At 37.0% G+C, this 19,158-nt stretch carries 19 protein-coding genes and 3 pseudogenes; 11 read left to right on the top strand and 11 right to left on the bottom strand.

Annotated elements, in window-relative coordinates; all coding sequences use genetic code 11:
* Positions 1–915: 915 nt before the first annotated feature.
* From ABE954_RS06180 to ABE954_RS06200, 5 genes are all read left to right on the top strand, one after another.
* A complete protein-coding gene (locus tag ABE954_RS06180) occupies positions 916–1,104 on the top strand; it encodes a hypothetical protein (RefSeq protein WP_036960459.1) in 189 nt (62 codons plus the stop codon).
* Positions 1,105–1,893: 789 nt separating this feature from the next.
* On the top strand, positions 1,894–2,181 hold the full coding sequence (locus tag ABE954_RS06185) for a hypothetical protein (RefSeq protein WP_272689876.1): 288 nt from the start codon (positions 1,894–1,896) through the stop codon (positions 2,179–2,181).
* 154 nt (positions 2,182–2,335) lie between these two features.
* Positions 2,336–3,205: a hypothetical protein gene (locus ABE954_RS06190; RefSeq protein WP_272689877.1), complete on the top strand. Its 870-nt coding sequence runs from the start codon at positions 2,336–2,338 to the stop codon at positions 3,203–3,205.
* A gap of 25 nt (positions 3,206–3,230) precedes the next feature.
* Positions 3,231–3,482, top strand: a complete 252-nt coding sequence (locus tag ABE954_RS06195; protein ID WP_272689878.1) for a hypothetical protein — start codon at positions 3,231–3,233, stop codon at positions 3,480–3,482.
* Positions 3,475–3,900 (top strand): hypothetical protein, encoded by a 426-nt coding sequence (locus ABE954_RS06200; protein ID WP_272689879.1) that lies wholly within the window; start codon positions 3,475–3,477, stop codon positions 3,898–3,900. The genes ABE954_RS06195 and ABE954_RS06200 overlap by 8 nt, the downstream gene beginning before the upstream one ends.
* A gap of 397 nt (positions 3,901–4,297) precedes the next feature.
* On the opposite strand, the pseudogene ABE954_RS06205 reads toward ABE954_RS06200, so the two are convergent.
* From ABE954_RS06205 to dcuC, 4 genes and pseudogenes are all read right to left on the bottom strand, one after another.
* Positions 4,298–4,789 (bottom strand): annotated as a pseudogene (locus tag ABE954_RS06205) (transposase); the annotation flags it as partial.
* Between the two features lie 247 nt (positions 4,790–5,036).
* Positions 5,037–6,086: an asparaginase gene (locus ABE954_RS06210; protein WP_240133188.1), complete on the bottom strand. Its 1,050-nt coding sequence runs from the start codon at positions 6,084–6,086 to the stop codon at positions 5,037–5,039.
* 71 nt (positions 6,087–6,157) lie between these two features.
* Positions 6,158–7,432, bottom strand: a complete 1,275-nt coding sequence (locus ABE954_RS06215; RefSeq protein ID WP_240133189.1) for an amidohydrolase — start codon at positions 7,430–7,432, stop codon at positions 6,158–6,160.
* A gap of 26 nt (positions 7,433–7,458) precedes the next feature.
* On the bottom strand, positions 7,459–8,823 hold the full coding sequence (gene dcuC / locus ABE954_RS06220; RefSeq protein ID WP_071548323.1) for a C4-dicarboxylate transporter DcuC: 1,365 nt from the start codon (positions 8,821–8,823) through the stop codon (positions 7,459–7,461).
* A gap of 222 nt (positions 8,824–9,045) precedes the next feature.
* Here dcuC and ABE954_RS06225 point away from each other — a divergent pair, with 222 nt between their 5' ends.
* Complete coding sequence (locus ABE954_RS06225) at positions 9,046–9,978, top strand: DMT family transporter (protein WP_240133190.1); 933 nt, start codon at positions 9,046–9,048, stop codon at positions 9,976–9,978.
* 78 nt (positions 9,979–10,056) lie between these two features.
* Here ABE954_RS06225 and ABE954_RS06230 read toward each other — a convergent pair whose 3' ends face one another.
* A complete protein-coding gene (locus tag ABE954_RS06230) occupies positions 10,057–10,593 on the bottom strand; it encodes a MarR family winged helix-turn-helix transcriptional regulator (RefSeq protein WP_081363961.1) in 537 nt (178 codons plus the stop codon).
* A 485-nt stretch (positions 10,594–11,078) separates the two neighbouring features.
* Positions 11,079–11,432 (bottom strand): annotated as a pseudogene (locus ABE954_RS06235) (tyrosine-type recombinase/integrase); the annotation flags it as partial.
* Between the two features lie 183 nt (positions 11,433–11,615).
* Here ABE954_RS06235 and ABE954_RS06240 point away from each other — a divergent pair.
* From ABE954_RS06240 to ABE954_RS06250, 3 genes are all read left to right on the top strand, one after another.
* Positions 11,616–11,879, top strand: coding sequence for a hypothetical protein (locus tag ABE954_RS06240; RefSeq protein ID WP_131680681.1), 264 nt, complete (start codon positions 11,616–11,618; stop codon positions 11,877–11,879).
* Positions 11,872–12,483, top strand: coding sequence for a hypothetical protein (locus ABE954_RS06245; RefSeq protein ID WP_240133191.1), 612 nt, complete (start codon positions 11,872–11,874; stop codon positions 12,481–12,483). Before ABE954_RS06240 ends, ABE954_RS06245 begins: the two co-directional genes overlap by 8 nt.
* Before the next feature lie 393 nt (positions 12,484–12,876).
* A complete protein-coding gene (locus tag ABE954_RS06250) occupies positions 12,877–13,407 on the top strand; it encodes a GNAT family N-acetyltransferase (protein ID WP_240133192.1) in 531 nt (176 codons plus the stop codon).
* A 483-nt stretch (positions 13,408–13,890) separates the two neighbouring features.
* Here ABE954_RS06250 and ABE954_RS06255 read toward each other — a convergent pair whose 3' ends face one another.
* The 3 genes from ABE954_RS06255 to ABE954_RS06265 all read right to left on the bottom strand — a co-directional run bounded on the left by ABE954_RS06255 (position 13,891) and on the right by ABE954_RS06265 (position 15,749).
* Positions 13,891–14,625: a class I SAM-dependent methyltransferase gene (locus ABE954_RS06255; RefSeq protein WP_371025802.1), complete on the bottom strand. Its 735-nt coding sequence runs from the start codon at positions 14,623–14,625 to the stop codon at positions 13,891–13,893.
* Between the two features lie 38 nt (positions 14,626–14,663).
* The gene (locus ABE954_RS06260) at positions 14,664–15,200 is read right to left on the bottom strand and encodes a GNAT family N-acetyltransferase (protein ID WP_042845323.1); all 537 of its coding nucleotides are present in this window, start codon (positions 15,198–15,200) and stop codon (positions 14,664–14,666) included.
* A 315-nt stretch (positions 15,201–15,515) separates the two neighbouring features.
* On the bottom strand, positions 15,516–15,749 hold the full coding sequence (locus ABE954_RS06265) for a methyltransferase domain-containing protein (RefSeq protein ID WP_369104873.1): 234 nt from the start codon (positions 15,747–15,749) through the stop codon (positions 15,516–15,518).
* Positions 15,750–15,778: 29 nt separating this feature from the next.
* Here ABE954_RS06265 and ABE954_RS06270 point away from each other — a divergent pair.
* Together ABE954_RS06270 and ABE954_RS06275 are read left to right on the top strand one after the other, a co-directional pair.
* A pseudogene (locus ABE954_RS06270) lies at positions 15,779–15,868 on the top strand (Arm DNA-binding domain-containing protein); the annotation flags it as partial.
* Positions 15,869–16,039: 171 nt separating this feature from the next.
* Positions 16,040–16,453 (top strand): hypothetical protein, encoded by a 414-nt coding sequence (locus ABE954_RS06275; RefSeq protein ID WP_206227027.1) that lies wholly within the window; start codon positions 16,040–16,042, stop codon positions 16,451–16,453.
* A 389-nt stretch (positions 16,454–16,842) separates the two neighbouring features.
* On the opposite strand, the gene ABE954_RS06280 is transcribed toward ABE954_RS06275, so the two are convergent.
* Positions 16,843–17,502, bottom strand: coding sequence for a MarC family NAAT transporter (locus ABE954_RS06280; protein WP_281110446.1), 660 nt, complete (start codon positions 17,500–17,502; stop codon positions 16,843–16,845).
* 21 nt (positions 17,503–17,523) lie between these two features.
* Complete coding sequence (locus ABE954_RS06285; protein WP_071548318.1) at positions 17,524–19,158, bottom strand: FUSC family protein; 1,635 nt, start codon at positions 19,156–19,158, stop codon at positions 17,524–17,526.

Genomic DNA, 19,158 nt, shown 5'->3' on the forward strand with positions numbered 1-19,158 from the left:
TTACCAATAGAATCAATCGGCTCATTTTTGAGCCTGTATTTATCAATAGAAACAATGCCCTCAAAATTGAGGAGGGTTAACGATTGTGATTATGGCCATAGTCGGAAAGGGCGACAGTTGAAATGCTACCCTTGATACTGAGGATGGCTTGAAATGAAGCTCTCATATCAAAACCACAAATTAGTGCCTTTAGCCAAAGTAGCTAAATATTAGCCAGTACAGCTAACCACTCAAAAACACGGTGTAGCTATTTTGATATCAAAAAGAATCGCAGCAATAACGTACCAAAATGGTACTAATATAAACCACGGTGGTACTATGGTGTTGTTATAGTGATTGTAAGGTATCCGTTTTGGTATCCACCGAAAAGGCTATATTTTACTGGATACTCCATCCGCTGAATGTTGACAATTGTTGACATCAGAACCAGACAAAACCAGACATGGGAACCTGACAAAACCTGACATGAGAACAAAGTAAATGTTGTTAATTGTTGTGGTCGAAAACTTGTCAAAACTTGTCATCGTGTCAAACAAATTTATAAGCCCGTCCAAAATTAAATAGGTACGCAGTAGGTATGTGTTTAATTCTCGCATTTCGCTATAATCAAATAAAATCATGATGTTGTGTAAAAGTACGCAGAATGGTACGCAGCAAAACAAGGGTAATAAGTTTGGACTAGTCTGGACAATTACCACTGTAAAACATAACCCATTGATTTACCCGAGGCCGTCACTTTGGGTTCGCCTTTAGATTGCGTATTTTAACCCGTGAGCGTGGTTGCCATATTGACGGTTGCCACTCTGGTTGCCAGCAAAACAACATGTTTTATGCTAGTGGAATGATGGGCTTTGATTGTTCCAATTCAGCACAATCAAGGTATAGCGATAATCACAACACCTTTGAGGTATAGCCATGTTACAACGTGAAGCAATAGAAGCCGTTATGATGGAGTTAGCCCACCAGCAAGGGCAATCACTCAACGGACGCGATAGGTTAGCCATTAGAACAGGTGTAGCGCAGACGATACAGGCTAAAGAGCGTCACAGGCGTAGAATGACAGCACCTACCTACCAATGGACGAAGCCAGCACCAAAACGGTGATGCGAAGATAATCGCAATGGTTAAATATTAAGCGATGCAAGAAAAAGTGCGACGGTATACAAGCTATAGGTTGCCTTGAAATCAAGGGCACGTAAGGCGACTGAATAGGACTCCTTGATATTAAGGAGACATGAGGCTCTGAAATCGGAGGCTCGTCACTGGCTGGCAATATTCTAATCATGGACATGAGATAAAAGTAACCACTCTGGTAACCACTCTGGTAACCACTAAAAGTAACCACAATGCAAATAAGCATTGCGATACCCACAGGACAAATTTGTCCTCTGAATAAATATCAATAAGTTACCGTGACGCAAATATGCGTTACCGAGTAAATCAATGGTTTATCTACTTTGAGCATGAATAACCAAAGCTAAAATAACGGTCCTATTACGGTCCGTATAATGTGATTGAACGGCAAGATTACGGCAAGATTACGGCAAGGTTAAACGGGGATGTTACGGGGAGGATTAAGCCAATAACGGTGAGATTACGGTGAGGAATCAGGGAGAGATTACGGCGAGGTTTCCACAATGGTTTCCAGTGAAAGCGCACTTTAGCAAATGGAAACTAACACTAAGGTTTCAGGCGGTCAGTTGTATTTTGATTCCGTCGATTTAACGGAATTAAGTATAATCAATGACTTATATCTACATACGGGATAATCCCGTATCATCATGGATAAATTAACGTTTAGATCACCCATAGAGATTGGAATTATTACCCGATATTCCAGAGTCCTATCAGCATTTTATTTTAACCAATAGCTTATATTGTGATGGCATTAAGATGAATAAACCAGAAATGAGAAAAGCAAAATCAATCAAGATCACCACGTCAGGAACGGTAATAAAAGCCCCTGAGCGAGTTAAAACAGACACAGGTAAAGTTATGGCCACAATGACTATTCAGGCTGAGAGTGACAAGCGTAGCCCGTACCCATTAAAGATAGTGGCATTCGATATTAACGCGCTGGAGCTTATGACCTGCCAGAAAGGAAACAAAGTAACCGCGACAGGTCGCTACGAATGGTTTAATGGTTATCAGCTAACAGGGGCGCAGATAGTTACCTGTTAGTAAAAGTTAGTATCGTAATTACTAGATTATGTGATTAATATCTAATGTTTATAATACTTCCACTGAATAAATGAACAGTGTGTTTATTATCAGTTCACATAAATATTGTTTATTTATTAGAATAAGCCAAATTTTCTATATGGACGAATTAAAAATGGCAACTAAAGAACAAACGATAAGTATTATATATGATGGTGAAGCGCTGAAAAATCATAAAATGGACATCCTTTTCTTTGCTAGTAGCCTGCAAGGGCTTGGTGATGCTATTTATGAGGCGAACTCTATTCTTAATGGCGACAGTGATTTTAATGTTAGCGTTGATGCAAGCCTAATAGCTGGTTCATTCGGGTTTAAACTATCCATACAGCAAAGCTTAACCAATGCAAAAGATGTCTTAAAAATTATAGGGTTGAATACCGCTAATTTAGTTGTTGGTGAGAAAACAGTCATTGATGTCTTAAAAAAACTCGAAGGAAGAAAGATTGACATTATTGAAAAAGATAGCACTACAGGAATGATTAAATTAATAGTTGATGGTGAGGTGATTGAGTGTTCTGACGATGTAGAGAAAATAGTCAACTCTCCTAACATACGTAGATCAATTGATTCATTTGTTCATAAGCCGCTATTACATGATGGTGTTGATAGCTTTGAAGTTAATGTGGGTGAAAATAAAAAAGAAACTCCAGACCTCAAGATAACAAAATCAGAGTCAGAAAGTTTTAAGTCACCTAAGACTATATTTGAAACTAAGAAAGAAGAAGAAGATATTGAAACAACTCTTACATTCGTGTCTGCAAACGTACAGAAAAAGTCAGGCTGGAACGTGGTCATGAATAACGAATCATTCCAAGTAAAAATGGATGATGACGAATTTATATTAAGATTGACCAAGCCTGATGCTCCAAGTATTTTTGGAGAGCTTTTCATTGTGAAAATGAAAAAAATCACGACCTCAGACTCTGTTAGCAAAAAAGTAAGCTACATAGTTCAAAAAGTAGGGCGTCAATTAGGTAAAAAATGATGATGGTTTTATTTAGGAGTTAACCATGCAAAGCTTAGGTTTTATTGGAATAATCGGGATTGTGCTCGCAGTTCCTGCTTTGCTTTACTCTATTCGATTAACTCTTAGAGTTTTGCTTTATCTGATTTTTAGTAAAGAAAAAGTCATTATTCGCTACCATGATGAGCAAGGAAATATCTCGGAAAAAAAAATCTTTTTGAAAAAAGATGATGAGCTGTTGTCCTTGCTTGATGACATAGCTAAAAAGAACAACCATGGGGATAAAAGCCATGGTTGATGATTTTAAAAAGGATGGGAATAAAGCGGTTGGAATAGCTGGTGGCAGCGGCGTTGGGGCGATTTTGATACAGCTTGCTGAAATGGTTAATTCTGATTATAGAAATATATACATTGCGTGCGTTCCTTTCATTGCTGTTCTTCTTAGTGAGTTCTTTACTTTTATAACTGCTTTAGTTTCGTTAGATCCCAAAATGTTACGGATAAAAATCAGGCTTAAAATAATTAAGTGGAAGCTTTACTGGGGAATGAGGAAAGATATAAAGCCCGAACTAAAAGAGTTAGCACGGCAACGATACGACACAATAATCGGTATCGAGATGGGAGTTTATAGCCTTGACGATTTTTTTAATACAATACCTAAGCCACCAGATGCAAAAGAATCAGCTAAGCCTATACACACTCCGCCAGTAGAATAATGATTTAACAAAGCCCTTGTAAAAAGGGTTTTTCTTTATTGAAGCCATGGTTAGTTAAAATGTTTCATTTTTTGCAATGTGAGTCAGCAGTGATGATATTTTTGCAATGCTGAGGTTTCTGAAAAAACTTAACTCTAACTCTCTTAATTTATGAGTCACAAAATAAAAAGGGGGCATAATTGGGGGCATGATACGAAATTGAATGGTTTTAAAGTGTTTATAATCAATGTGATACATGCTTGTATTGAATCCTGTAGGGCGTACCATTCTCAAGTATTTCAACGTCCACAATAGTCCATAAAGCCCTTATAAAATCAGCTATCACAAGAATCCATAGTATTCCAAGGTCTAGTCACGTCTATTGAAATTGTAATGGTCAACAAATTCTGTAGAAGATCTAAGCGGCATTTTTTAGTTCATGATATTTTTGATGGGGTGTTAAATAGCCAATCGTTGAATAGCGTCGATAATAATTATCAAACTGGATATAATCTTCAATTTTATTGATAACAGATTGATGATTTATAAACGATAAGTGGTTAAATCTTTCAGTCTTTAAGCTCCTAAAAAATCTTTCCATCACTGCATTATCGAGGCAATTACCTTGCCGATTCATGCTCTGAGTTACTTTCCTTTCAATGAGGTGCTCCTTAAACTCCTCCAATGAATATTGGCAACCTTAATCTGAATGGAACATCAAACTTGTCGTATCCGGTAATTGCCTTTCAATGCTGTTATCTAAGGCTTCTTTCGCTAATTCCGAATCCGGTTTTGTTGATAAGATATAGCCAATAATTTCTTTGGACACTAAATTCAACATACAAGCTAAGCAAATCCACTTACTATAATGTCGAATATACTTGATATTCCCGACATAATAGTGATTATATTCTTAACTGGAGAAAACCGGATATCATTGCGCTTGTTATTGGATTGGTCTCAGGTATGATTAGCTATAATTTTGCATTTTTTATTACATTCTCTATTACAGCGATTGTTTATTACCTGTTAGCTAAAAAAAATCTTTAAATTTTAGATAGATAATCGTCTTATTTGACCATGCATTAAAATCATTAATAAATAAAAAGGTGCCAATATATTAGGCACCTTTAATAATATAACCATTCGGTATTCGGCTAACGTTGGCTATCAAAATAATTAGAGATTTGTTTAATATCGGCACCGCTTGCGAGCGCTAGTTGTAATAAAATACGGGATTTTTGTGGGTTTAAAAATCCTGCTCCTATCGCAAATGATTTACTACTTACATAACCTGATCCTGTACGCGTTGCCATCACGATAGGAACACCTTTATCACTCAGCTGTTTAATTGCCTCTTCCATATTGCTAGAGACATTTCCATTGCCACTTCCCGCAACAATAATTCCTTTTGCTCCGTTACTGATAGCAGCATCTAGCAGGGCTGGAGTTTGATCTTGATAGGCATAAATAATTTCAACACTCGGTAGGTCATCTATTTTACTGACATCAAAGAAAGCACGATCAATAGGCTGTGCTGGGGTATAGTAAAATTTAGGATTTCCACTCACAAAGACACCTAAATAACCAGGTTCGTAAGATTTAAATGCATCAGGTGTTGTGGAGTTTGCTTTAGTGGTATAAAAAGCAGAGCCAATACGGTCATTTAAAACCACCATAACCCCACGGTCTTCTGCTTTTTTGTCTGCGGCAAGTACTACGCCTTCAAGCAGGTTCATTGGGCCATCTGCACTGATAGCCGTGGCTGGTCTCATTGCTCCGACAATAACGGTCGGCTTTTTATTGTTAGTTGTTAATTCTAAAAAAAATGCTGTTTCTTCAATTGTATCAGTACCATGAGTGATAACTACACCTTGTTGATTTCCTTCATTCAGTAAATAGTTAACACGCTTACTGAGGTTTAAGAGGATCTCGCTGCTAATATTGCCGCTAATGGTGTTAGAAACTTGTTCGCCTTTGACGATAGCAACATCGTTGATTTCTGGCACGGCATTGATTAATACATCAATACCCAGTGAGCCCGCTTTATAATCGGTGGTATCAAGGTTGGACTTGGAGCTTCCTGCGATGGTGCCCCCAGTGGCTAAAATGGTTACGTTGGGTTTAATGGCGTCGGCTGCGAGTGAAACAGAGGTATATAAGATTATGCTAGAAAGTAACGTATTTAATAATGTCTTTTTCATCATATTTCCTTAAAAAACCTTATAACATTATCCGTTATAAGGTTTCATTATTGGCTTATATTGATTTGTTGTTTTTATACGGATAAACGTTGTAGTAGCCCTGTAAAGATTGAAAAACCAGTGAATAGCTGTTCTTCATCGATATCAAATTTGGCTTGATGGTGGCCCGCTTTGATGTCAGAGCCAATCACAAAATAAGCGGCCTTTCCGCCATGGGCTTGTACACGTTTAATCAACAGCGTGGCATCATCACTGCCATTAAAATTCATGGTGCGCTGTACTTTTTCTACGGCTGGAATGGTTTGAGCTACTTCGGTGATATAGTCAGTCATTTCATCGTCAGGAATGAAATCAACGGCTTCCCCCATGACCTCAGTTTCGAGTTCAACATCAAAGCTGAGTGCTACACCGCGTGCACGTCTTAAGGCTTCTTCGGTCATGTAATTGTTAATTTTTTCGTTTTCACCCCGTACTTCAATTTGCATCTGTGCGTATGAAGGGATCACGTTACGGCCTTCACCTGCATTTAAGACTCCGACGTTGGCTCGTGTCATTCCTTCACCGTGGGTTGGCAAGCTTAAGATCTGGATAGTGGCATTACAGGCAGCCAGTAAGGCATTTTTCCCTGCATGGGGCTCCATTCCTGCGTGAGCGGCTTTACCTTTAAAACGGAGATCCATTTTTAAGGTGGAAAGGTAACGTTCAGGTGCAGCAACGACCACTCCACTCGGAATATCACAGCCAAGGTGGCCACAGGCAAAGTAATCAACATCATCTAAAATGCCACTTTCAGCAATAGGCTTTGCTCCCCGTACACCTTCTTCTGCGGGTTGGAATATGAGTTTAATAACCCCCTTAAGTGGACGGTCTTTATTCTCGATTAGCCATTTTGCCACACCGAGGCCGATAGCCATGTGTCCATCATGGCCGCAAGCATGCATATAGCCTTGATTCGTTGAGCTAAACCCTTCTTGATTTGGGATGTGCTCTGCCGTATCGGTTTCTTGTACATTGACGCAATCAATATCAAAACGAAATGCGACAGTGGGCCCCGGTCGTCCTGTATCAAAGATTGCCGCACATCCAGTGTAGTCACCGATCCTTTCGAGTAGCGCATCATCGACCCCGCGTTCTTTGGCTGCGCGCTTGGCTTTTTCAACAATGGATGGATTGCGACCACGAATGAAATCAGGGTTGATAATCTGCTCCCCTTCTAATACATGGTGCCCTATTTCTTCAAGTGTTTTAATTAAGATCGCCGTGGTATAAAACTCTCCCCAACCCGTTTCTGGGTAACAGTGGAACTGACGCCTCCACGCAACTAATGAGGCATTATCTATTGTAGTCATTTTGATTTTCCTTTTAATAACCCATTCTACGCATACAGAAAATATGCATAAATTAACGTTGCTATCGTGCCTACCGCTAAAGGTACAGAGGTTCTTTTCACTACTTCAACAGGACTCACTTTGATAACCGATGCGACAATAATGACGACAGCAGAAACTGGAGAAATTGCTCGAACTAGGTTAGAGGTAAATTGCATTGGTAGAGCAACCATAATTGGGTCAACATGAGCCTGATTAGCAATAGATGGGATCAATTCAATGAAAGAATAGAATACTGCGTTACCACTACCGCTAATGAAGGTGATCAATGCCGTTAAGCCAGAGAAAATAAACATTAACCCAACCCCTGCGTTATTGACGTCCTTTACAACACCGGAAATCATGTCGATGATACCAATGGCATTCAGACCCGCAACCAGAGTACCCGCAGCAACAATCAGGACAACGACTTGAGAAAACCCTTCCCCCATGCCTTTAAAAAATAACCCGGCTTGCACCATTTGTTCTTTTGGATTGCCTTTACGGGTAAGCTCAGTGACAAATGCAAGAACAAAAGAGAACAGAGTAATTTCAACTAGTCCGACTTTGATTTCTCTAAAACACAGCCCTAATACAATAATTAAGATAAGTGGAACAAGTGGAAAGAGGGCATAATAAGCCGGAGGAAGATCTTTATTACCTTCAAGCTTACTCTTATCAACTTCGGTAAAGGCCGCGGCACCTTGGCGCTTATCCATATATTTTTGCCAGAAATAATGCGCAAAACCCATTAATAATAAAACGGGGAGGGAGATCACGGCATGGTGTAAGGTGACATAGTCGACGACATGCTCAAAGCCCAGTAACCGAGCGGCGACAACGTTATCTCCTCCTAATGGTGTTGGCATAATAGTTGCAGTGGTGGCAATAATACCCGCGGCGGTCATTGATGACATTTTAGCAGCCCTTAATATTGGGTATAAGGTCGCCATTAAAATAACGGCTAAGGAAGCCGCACTGGGGATCACTAACGACAGTAAGTTTCCTAGCCAAAAAACAATTGGAACTAGGATATAAGGAGACCGGATTTTTGAAATAGGCTTTGCAACTAAATGAACCGCGGCATCGTTTGCACCAATGCGTGACATATAAGAAGAAAAACCGAATAGGACCATGATTATGATCCCTGCGCCACCAAATTGTTTGATAAACCCTAGCTGTATTTGTTTTAGTGGATCAAGCCAAATATTCCCTGTGCTTTGCTTTATATCTAAAATAGGCATCCCTAACATTGCTGCGCTGAGCATCAGCGCAATACCTGCGGTGAATAATACAATTTTTGCTTCGAAGTTCTTCGCAATTGCATAACCCGCTAGTATCAACACTATTACACTGATAATTATAACAGTCATAGCTGCCTCTCATCATTATTGTTTTATTAGAAGTATCTTCATGAGAAGATATAATTAATATTAATTAATGGTTTTTTAATATCAATTTAAAAACGTACAAACATTGATTTTAATCATCAATTCACAGCGTTTGTGGTTGTTTTTATCTTTCTGCCTTGTGTCTTCACTAAAAGTATCTTAGCATGAAGATATATTTTTATTGAAAAAGTGGTAGAAAATTCAATGACGATGAAAAAAATATCTTTAGTGGGTATCACTCTCGCTTTATGTGCGGCCTTCTTATGGGGAACGGCTGGGACAGCTCAAAGCTTTGTGCAAGGAGCAACGGCTCCTTACTGGATTGGGGCATTTAGGTTGCTTGTTGCGTGTTTATTCTTTCATTTGTTGTTTTTTTATCGAATTACAAACCGCCAAGCGCTAAAAGTAAATGAGCAACAACAAACAGATAATTCTGCCAAAAAATCAATGATATATTGGCGATATATAACTATCGCAGGTATCTGTATGGGGTTATATAACTTAACTTTTTTTGCAGGTATTAAGGCGACTGGGATCGCAATTGGAACTGCTACAACGATTGGTAGTGCGCCTATTTGGGCGGGCTTAATGCAGTCGCTCCTTTTAAAGAAATCACCGTCTTTGCTTTGGTGGCTCGGTACTTTTTGTGCAACGGCTGGTGGGACATGGATGGTTCTTTCTCAAAGTAGTAGCTGGCAAATTAATACGGGGGGTTTGCTTATTTGTTTGAGTGCGGGTTTTTGCTATGCACTTTATACGTTGATGAGTAAAAAATTGGTCAGTATTGATTCTCCATTAACCATTACTAAGCATACATTTAGTATTGCTATATTTATTGCTGTTCCAATAGCTTGGGTACTAGCCGGAACACCAACCGTCGGTTGGGTAAGCATTGCTGTTATATTTTATCTTGGATTATTAACGACTGGAGTGGCTTACCTTTTATATACCCAAGCTTTGAAACATATTAGCGCACCTACAGGTGTGGCATTGGGCTTAATTGAACCGATTGTGGCGTTTTTCCTTGCGATCGTTGTCGCTCATGAGAACGTTAATATGTTAGCTGTCATAGGATTATGTTTGATTTTGGCGGGTTTATGGTTAGTTTTAAAGTCTGAAGGCCAGCAAACAGCTTAACTGAAGTGATTAAGTCAAAATGAAGACAGCTCAATGTGAGCTGCACCTTGAGGTTTAGTCCAACTTTGGGGTGTTTTTTTATTTAGCCCCATTTTTTTCGTTGAGCTCAGATTTTTGTGATTGTATAAGTTTCTTCAGTAGCATGGCGAGTTGGTCTTTATTTTCGGCATCTAATCCTTGAACTAAGGATTTTTCAATCGCTACGTGGGTTTCTACTGCTTCAAGGGTTAACTTCCGTCCTTCAGGGGTTATTTTTACAATGACTCCACGTCTATCCGCAGGATCTGGAATTCTAACAATAAATTTTTTTTCTTCTAACCGGTTAATTCGGTTAGATAATCCACCAGAGGAAATAAGGATTTTCTTTTGCAGTTCTTTGGGCGAAAGCTGACGATCAGGATTTCTAGCAAGTGCTGCGAGTACTTCAAACTCACCTACATTGAGATTATAGCGAGCGAGATTAGCATCAATAAATTGAGAGATATAGTGGCTCATGCGCACTATGCGGGCGATAATAGGTAAACCACTCAGGTCTAATGTAGGGACGGTTTCCAGCCACTCTTGTATCAGTGTATCAACAAAGTCTTTTTCTGACATTTTTTTGATTTCTTTCATGACTAAAATCCAGTTTTGAGCTTATGTTTATACTAAGTCTGAATCAACCTAACTCTTTATATTTTCAATATAAGTTTATCATGAAAAAGAACCTTTTCACAGACTTACCCTCATTCAAAATAGAGAACTAGTAAGGTGAAAGTAGAAATTTTATTTTTACATTTGACTTAATATTTGATTTTTCGATTATATTTTCTTTTGGTAATACGAAAGCAAGTTTTACAGCATCGGTGATAGTGTACCACCGTCTATAAGAGCACTTGCTCAAAAGTGGATTATTAGGCCGTACTATAAAAGATAAATGCGTGATTGATCGCGCTATCTATAGGTATTCTAAATTGAAAACCGTAATTATTTTGCAGAAAAACAATTGTTGGTATATTTGTTGGTATAAAATTTATCGAACACGATATTTTCATTATAAAACAATGTTAAATGACTCGTATTCGAATCCTGTAGGGCCATTAATTTTCAATCACTTACCATCATTTAAAATTCTCCACTTTTGCTAACTGGGACGTATTTGGGACGCAAGTGCCGAAAATAGTGTCTATTTGCTTCGCGTGTTCACTTAAATGATTAGGTGCTAAGTGAGCATATCTTCTCATCATATCAACCGATTCCCATCCGCCCATTTCTTGTAGAACTGAAAGCGGGACGCCAGACTGAATTAAGCAGCTAGCCCATGTATGCCGCAAATCATGAAAGCGAAAGTTTTCTATTCCTGCTCTTTTAAGTGCGGCTCTCCATGCTGTGTTAGAATCAACTCGCATTTTTCTAACGCTTGGCGTTAATGTTCCGTCTGGTCTCTTTTTGGATTCAGGATGAACAAATAACCACCAAAAGTAACCGCAAGACAAATTTGCCCTCTGGGAATTAATTCCACAGTGAAAATAAGCACTCTTTTTAAATATCAATAAGTTACATACTAACCGTTTCCATGAAATGAAAAAACTAGAACATATATGTTCGTGGGGGTATTTTAATAGAATTAAGATGTATTAATTTAATTAGAAGGTCTAATGTCATTACCTGAACGCTTGAAACCTATTAAAGTTAGTCGTATCACAATAAAGAAAAAGCAGGAGCTGCTAGAGAAAATAACTAGCAAGATTGATAATGGCGCAATCGAAAATGACAAAGAACTGAATTCTATGATATCTAATTGGCATGATGGAGTAGCAAATATCTGTCAATTTTCAGATTTTCGTGATTATAGTTCATGGATAAGCGCTAAAGAGTTTACACGTATAGCATTCGATAAATGGAGATGCCTCAGTGGTTAAAGGCAGATATAAATTATTGCCTGGTGAGTCTATTGCTTTTGGATATGAAATTGATTTATATAGAAAAATCTCAGGGTGGGCACATTTATTCCCCTACTTTTTAGATAACGAGAGTTTAAGTGTTGAGGCATTAGATTCTTGTACCGTGGCTCCTCTTAGCTCGACTGATATTAAATTTGGTAATCAACTTGCGGGGAGAAAACAGAATCAATTGCTTGAAACTAAACTTGCGAGTATGCATATTAATTGTGTAACAGCAGGTAAGCTTTTAATGGTAGTTTCAGCTAATCAGCAATTACATAGGGAAACAAGTTCGGGAAATAATTCAGGCACAAATTTGGCTGGAATGGCCTTGGACTCACTTAGTGGCAATACAGCGGATTCAACAGAAAGGCCATATATTGTAACCTCAAGAGCAGCATCCACCCCAGATATTTGTAGAAATGGAAATGGTGATGCTATTCCATATTATGACCGTATTAAATTAGGGAATATGTCAAATAGCAGCACTAAAGAAACATTATATTTCAACCTTTGTCATAATGGAAATATCAAAGCGGGAAGCTATCGAGGGAGTATTGATGTTTCATTTTTCTTAGAATAGTTACTATAGTTCGTAATTAAAATTATAATATCCTCTTAGTCTGATATTTAACAATTAATTACGAACTATTATTTTAATAATTTACTCATAAAGCTACAGAGGTTTAATGGCTATCAGCTAACAGGGGCGCAGATAGTTACTACTTAGTAAAAGTTAGTATCATAAGCCGATTTAAAATCGGAAAATCTAAAGAGGACATTTCACATCTTTAGACTAACCCACAATTAGTTACCTACCTTTCATTGTTCCTCTTTAAGATGACCAGTTCAGCTGCTCCGAAGTTACCGAGGAGTTTCAAATATATCTATAAAATTTTAGTTACTTGTGTGCTCAATTAATTCATAGTTAATCTACTAACTTATTGTGCAATGAGACCCTTATTGAGGCGCAAATATGATTATACGTTGTTATAGTGACAAAATAAGCGATAACAAAATAGATGAGCTGACCAATTTATTGCATAGATGCGTCCTTGGTGGGGCTAGTGTTGGATATACTGACGCAAAAGATCAAATAGGTGATATGAAAAATTATTGGGTTGGTGTCAATCACTCTTTATCAACAAACAATTTTAAGCTTATCTCAGTAGAGGTAGATAATAAAATCGTTGGTGTTGTTGGACTTGATTTGTGTACAAAGGCAAATGGCAAACACCGAGGAGAAATTTGTAAATTATTGGTATTACCTGATTACAGGCGCAAAGGTCTCGCAAGGAGATTAATGCTAGCGGCTGAGCAAATAGCATGGGAAACAGGATTGACACTTCTAACATTAGATACAAATACCAAAGGAATAACTGTTAGCTTATATACCTCTCTAGGATGGCAGGTTAGTGGTGAAATCCCTGAGTTCGCTCAATCAATTCATGGCGACCTTGAATCAACAACCATCATGTTCAAGCTAAACCCTGAAAGTAAAGTTTAAATAAGATTGATTAATAGCTGATTAAATTTGAAGTCGTATCTGTGTTAATTTTACAGTTCCGTTTGAAACGAAGTCGTGGAAAACACGAGTAGAACTATTTCCGGTTGGTATTTCATTATCTGCAATGAAATTACCAATTGATGATATTTTTACAGTGCTGGTGGCTTTGGGAAAATTGAATCTTAAACCTCTTAATTTTGAGTCACAAAATAAAAAGGGGACATAATTGGGAGCATGATACGAAATTGAATGAATATAAAATGTTTATAATTAATGAGGTATGTCTTTATATTGAATCCTGTAGACTTCAAATGATGTCTATTTTATGCCTAAAATTCAGTGGATTAACTGATTTTACGCTTTCTTTGTTCATCTTCCAATGTAAAAAACTCCGCTCTATAAGCCGTCATGTGAACCCCTTGATGGTGATCCTACGTGATGGACACCTTAACTTAACTCAGAGCGGATATTACAACTTTGCTATTACAAACGGTGTGCACTAATAATTAAAAAAGGTGAATATCGATTAAAAATTTCAGCTTCCGATTTTTCCAATAGGGCGTCATTGATGACTTTAGGCTCTTTAAGAGCATCAATCACAAATCCCACATTGAGTAATCCCATAATATAACTTTCGACTGTTCGGTGATATTTAATAACGTCATCGACAAACCATGAGGTATGACGTATAGACTCATTCTGATAATTATCGACAGGCATACAGATAAATTCACCAGATTCATTTTTCATAAATGAAGAAGCATGTGCGGTACACATCGGATGTTCCACAGAGAATACAAATTTCCCACCCTCTTTGAGGTGAGAATATGCTTCGCTTGCGAGCTGATTAAAGTTTTCGATATAGTGGATTGCGAGGGAGGAAATAATAAAGTCAAAACGTTCATCGAAAGTCATAGGGTTAGTCATTGACGCATGAATATATTCAATATCATCGGTTTGGGTCAGTTTTCTGGCTTGTTCTATCATGTTACTTGAAAGCTCAATACCGTAAACTTTTTTCGCCCCTTTGCTGTGTGCGTACCGTGCAAAATCACCAAAGCCAGATCCCAAATCGAGAATTATTTTACCTTTTAAATCAGGTAATAGAGCCCTTAATGCAGGTTCTTCTATGATGCCATTAAGGCCCGTATCATTGACCCTTAATGTTTGATAATTTTTAAAAAAAATGGGGTTATCATAAATATTCTGTTCTTTCATAGGTAGTCTCAGTATCGTTATAAATTATCTTCAAGCTGTTACCACTGATCACCACTGCGAAAATCGCAATAGAGTGGTTGGGAAAAATCAATCGTTTTATCTTTTGTCCACCCAAGAACGCCGCCTTCTTCATCAATGGAATGAATATAAGAGCCTTGTTTGAGTTCATACAGCTTTCCTTCCCAAACATGCCATCCTGCTGATTGATATAGAGGAAAACCCTCTTCAGATGCAGAAAGTAAGCCGAGTTGATAACAGTTTTCTATAATTTTGTTGGTTTCCTGCATGAGCTGTCGACCAATACCTTGGCGGCGATAACTTTCTAATACTGCCATGGCTTCAACATAACCGACAGTGACTGGGTGATGACCTAATGCCATATTGCGCTGAACAATGGATACGTGGCCAACAACATGTTTTTGGTCGTAAGCTAAAATATGCATGCCGCCTAAAGCATGCTGAAAGTCATCTCGAGAAAAATCACAGTCAAAGCTTTGATATAACAAAGTGTAGATAACCTCTTTTTGGTCATTAGATAACTGCGATGTATGGCGACTGAAATATTGGATAGTCATAGAGTCTCTTGAAGTGCTAGAAATAAAAGTAAATAGAATCAATAATTTTTTTTGCGCCCCAAATATACCAATAATATTATTTAATAATTTTTGGATAAGTTGGGTTAATGTGTTTGTTAAAAAGGTAATTTCATTATTATCTAACTCATGCAAATGGAGCGGTTTGTACGAGCGCTAATATCTCGCTCTAGGGAAGAAAAGTTTTCATAAACACGTTGCGCCTCACAAAAAAACTGTGAGGAAACAAGTTTGAAGCCATATTGCTGTAATACAGTTTCAATTTGTTGCTGAATTGGACTGCGTATAGCTCCAATTTCAATCAGTTTGGAAAGCATTCAAAGAGGAAACCACGTAAGTGTTGTTCTCCACCCGATAGGGCAACATTTTCATGCTTCTATCCTGAATAATAAAATACCCATAATCATTTAGAATTCTATGGATTTCATTATAATTACTATTGTAATCATTAGTGTGGTGAATTAGTGCTCTTTCAAATACGATATCAATACTTACTGTATCAGTCTTGCTGAAAAGATATTTGTAGATAATTGATGGGTTTTTCTGTCGCGGCTTTAGCCATGTATTTAGAAGTTGCCCCGAATGGCTCTAAGTATTGGCGTATAAAATATAGATATGCTGGTAAAGATAAAAGGCTGGCTTTATATGTATAATTGTAATGTGTGAGAAGCCAATCATTGATATGGTAGATATTCACATTAGAGCTGATAGCGTGAGATTCTTACACACCATAGGGCGCAGTGCTTTCTGTTTTCTAGTGGATAACAATCGAGTAGTGTCGACCATACCTTTTTATAAGACAAAAAATAGGTCCGTTCAACATGATAGCGATTTTGATTAAATCATTTATTGGTAACATTAATGGATATAAAAATATAAAGAAAATAATATGGTTATGTATGTTAATTCCAGTTTTTGGTATCGCTAAGGAGAAGCCTACCGTTGTTTATACTCCCTTAGAGCTATTAGAGATGACTGTTACCAATAAAATCCCGAATAGCGAAACCCCCGTTTTGGATAAGTTTGATAGCTCTAAAATGCTATTTAATGAATGTAAATCAATAGCAAAGATTGTAATTTCTAATTTCAGTAACGCCTACCCAACAGTAATTGATGTTGATAGCAGCACACACTTTAAAGTAAGAGTCGGATCAATAGATGAAGTGTTTACCTTGGAGTGTGTTAATGATGAAAAACGGGTTTACAGGGCTAAATACAAACCTAAAAGTAATTAGTTTTTATGGGGAATAGTTGATTATTGGTAGGGGAATAAGAATGATGATTTTCGGGCTCGTTAACAAAGGTAGTTAGATAGTTTTTTAACATTATATTTAAATTATATCCACTTCTCATGTAAATATGAAAAGGCATTGTAATTTCAAATAGTTAGTAACTATATTTAAAAATTAAGTAATAACATATTCACTAATGTATTTTTTGTATATTCTAAAAGGATTTAGAGATGGTAAAGATAATTAATACTATTCGATATTAATTTATCACCTTTGTTGACTGGCGATGAAAAATAAAACGCTATAACACCTTATTCAGTTGAGGAGTAAGAGCTGAATAAGGTGTTATTTATATATTAAATCAGAGCAATACACGATAACATTGATCAAAACTAGCTAAAAAAACCAGAACGTGTGAGTTCTCCTATACCCGTAATGATAAACTGCACGCCCATACAAACTAGTAAAAATCCCATCAGCCTAGATATTGCATCAATACCGCTTTTACCAAAAAACTTCATAATAAGATTTGAGCTTTTTAGACTGGCCCACAGGATCACAGAAAAAATTAAAAATACCAGCGGTGGAGCGATAATAACAACCCAATGTGGGTAAGCGCTTTCATTGGTGATTACTGATGAAGCCATACTAATAATCATCGCTATAGTACCTGGCCCTGCAGTACTTGGCATAGCTAAAGGAACAAATGCAATACTAGATGTATTATCTACCGCTTTTCCCCCTTCAACATTACGGCTATTTTCAGCGATAGGAAACAACATACGAAAACCAATGTAGGCAACAATAAAACCACCTGCAATCCTCAAACCAGGAATAGTAACACCAAAGGTATTCATGATCGCTTGCCCTGAATACCATGAGGCCAACATAATAAAAAAGACATATACAGGCGTCATTTTTATAGTTTTTTTACGAGCCTCAATTGTCATTCCACCTGATAAACCAAGAAACAATGCAACTGTAGTTAGTGGATTTGATAATGGCAACAATACCACTAACCCAATACCTATTGCAGTTAATAATTCAAACATGACCACCTCATATATTTATGGTTATAACAACAAGCCAATAACGTCTTTGGCATACTTTACATTAATATCAGAATAAAATTTTTCAGTACCATTAAGAGATTTCAATATATTATCTTTATCATCTTTTATTGATACTGCATTAATGATACTTACTATCAGCTTTCTTACCTGCTCAGATTCCGATAATTCATATAGGCTAATCAATGCAATTAACACGTAAAATTGGTTAATATTTTTATGTTCATATAATGAATTCACATTCATTAGTAAGGTATTACGGATTTTTATGAGAGCCAATTCATTTAACGGTATTGTATTTATCTTCTGTAAAATAAAATTAACTTTACGAGATTCTATTTGCTGTGTATTACTCAATGGGATGATATACAACATCAAGATCACTATAATGATAGAAAAAATAAGTGCTATGGCTGTATTAGCAAAAAAGACAAAATCAAAGCTCATTGGATTAGTAAAATTAATTAAAAATATTAATGAAATACACATAATATGTGAAATCAGAAATGCTAATTTACCGACTGTTTTCAGGACACCTAAAAGGATGAAAACAGGGGTCATAATCAAAGCTGCTTGCATAAAGCTTGATGCTTGTATTAAAAAGAAAAACTTCAATACATAGCTAAGTGCGATAACCAACAGAGCAACAATAAATACAATAAAAGCAAGCTTATTAGCATTGGGAATAGTAACCCCAAAAGTAAAAGAAATACTCACTAGCACAGGCAATATGTAGCCATATTCCCAACCAGTATTAAGCCAAAAAATGACACTAATCACTAGGCTTACAACTAACCGTAATGTATTTAAAAAAGCATCTTTCCAATCAAAAAAAACATAAAACTGAGAGGTAGAGGGATTATCAACCTTGTTCTTCAAGCTTAATATTTGATTATATTTTTCATACTGTAAAAATGCTCGATCGACTAAACCAATAATAGATATAGTGACCAGCATAGGTAATTTTAATACCTTACTGTGTGCCTTTTTAAAAGATAAAAAATGACTTTCATATTTACTCACTTCATCATGGGCAATACTATCAGCAATGATAATAGATAGATTTTTCATCGTATTATCATAGTTTCCTTTGAACACACTTGATAACACATCTTTTCTATCCGTACTTATTTTTCTTTTCAGTAGAACTGTTTGTAGATTATTCGTTCTATTTGGCAAAGCATAACTAATAAATGTATAAATAATGATACCTATCATGACCTCCATTAGCCTTTCTTGAGACAAATTAAATATAGTCATAGGCAATGGATAAACTGAAGTACCAAAAGCAATAATTGCAGAAGTATACCCTGAAAGTGAAAACATATAAGGCATCATATAACGTGAGGTCAGCGCCATAAATAAACATACTGACAGCCAAATAATAATCAGGGCGGTAAACAGCCAGTGGTCACTGATACTAATATTAGCGATTAATGTTACTGCTATAACGCCAATAAAACTTCCAGCAAGCCGTGCCACCATTTTAGCCAAGCTTAATGATGGGTCTGGATAGCCAATGATTGCGACCGTCATCATTGACCAATAGGGCTTATCAAAACCAAAATATGAAGATATATACCAAGCCAATAAAATCGCTAGCATATATTTAACTGCGAATATCCAGTTTAGTTTCAT

Source organism: Providencia sp. TYF-12, from assembly GCF_041344805.1.
Lineage (GTDB): Bacteria > Pseudomonadota > Gammaproteobacteria > Enterobacterales > Enterobacteriaceae > Providencia > Providencia huashanensis.

What these genes read in the sequence shown, in the direction of transcription:
- ABE954_RS06180 (WP_036960459.1), top strand. Translation starts at nt 916, where the DNA reads ATGTTACAACGTGAAGCAATAGAAGCCGTTATGATGGAGTTAGCCCAC.
- ABE954_RS06185 (WP_272689876.1), top strand. Translation starts at nt 1,894, where the DNA reads ATGAATAAACCAGAAATGAGAAAAGCAAAATCAATCAAGATCACCACG.
- ABE954_RS06190 (WP_272689877.1), top strand. Translation starts at nt 2,336, where the DNA reads ATGGCAACTAAAGAACAAACGATAAGTATTATATATGATGGTGAAGCG.
- ABE954_RS06195 (WP_272689878.1), top strand. Translation starts at nt 3,231, where the DNA reads ATGCAAAGCTTAGGTTTTATTGGAATAATCGGGATTGTGCTCGCAGTT.
- ABE954_RS06200 (WP_272689879.1), top strand. Translation starts at nt 3,475, where the DNA reads ATGGTTGATGATTTTAAAAAGGATGGGAATAAAGCGGTTGGAATAGCT.
- ABE954_RS06210 (WP_240133188.1), bottom strand. Translation starts at nt 6,086, where the DNA reads ATGATGAAAAAGACATTATTAAATACGTTACTTTCTAGCATAATCTTA.
- ABE954_RS06215 (WP_240133189.1), bottom strand. Translation starts at nt 7,432, where the DNA reads ATGACTACAATAGATAATGCCTCATTAGTTGCGTGGAGGCGTCAGTTC.
- dcuC (WP_071548323.1), bottom strand. Translation starts at nt 8,823, where the DNA reads ATGACTGTTATAATTATCAGTGTAATAGTGTTGATACTAGCGGGTTAT.
- ABE954_RS06225 (WP_240133190.1), top strand. Translation starts at nt 9,046, where the DNA reads ATGACGATGAAAAAAATATCTTTAGTGGGTATCACTCTCGCTTTATGT.
- ABE954_RS06230 (WP_081363961.1), bottom strand. Translation starts at nt 10,593, where the DNA reads ATGAAAGAAATCAAAAAAATGTCAGAAAAAGACTTTGTTGATACACTG.
- ABE954_RS06240 (WP_131680681.1), top strand. Translation starts at nt 11,616, where the DNA reads ATGTCATTACCTGAACGCTTGAAACCTATTAAAGTTAGTCGTATCACA.
- ABE954_RS06250 (WP_240133192.1), top strand. Translation starts at nt 12,877, where the DNA reads ATGATTATACGTTGTTATAGTGACAAAATAAGCGATAACAAAATAGAT.
- ABE954_RS06255 (WP_371025802.1), bottom strand. Translation starts at nt 14,625, where the DNA reads ATGAAAGAACAGAATATTTATGATAACCCCATTTTTTTTAAAAATTAT.
- ABE954_RS06260 (WP_042845323.1), bottom strand. Translation starts at nt 15,200, where the DNA reads ATGACTATCCAATATTTCAGTCGCCATACATCGCAGTTATCTAATGAC.
- ABE954_RS06275 (WP_206227027.1), top strand. Translation starts at nt 16,040, where the DNA reads ATGATAGCGATTTTGATTAAATCATTTATTGGTAACATTAATGGATAT.
- ABE954_RS06280 (WP_281110446.1), bottom strand. Translation starts at nt 17,502, where the DNA reads ATGTTTGAATTATTAACTGCAATAGGTATTGGGTTAGTGGTATTGTTG.
- ABE954_RS06285 (WP_071548318.1), bottom strand. Translation starts at nt 19,158, where the DNA reads ATGAAACTAAACTGGATATTCGCAGTTAAATATATGCTAGCGATTTTA.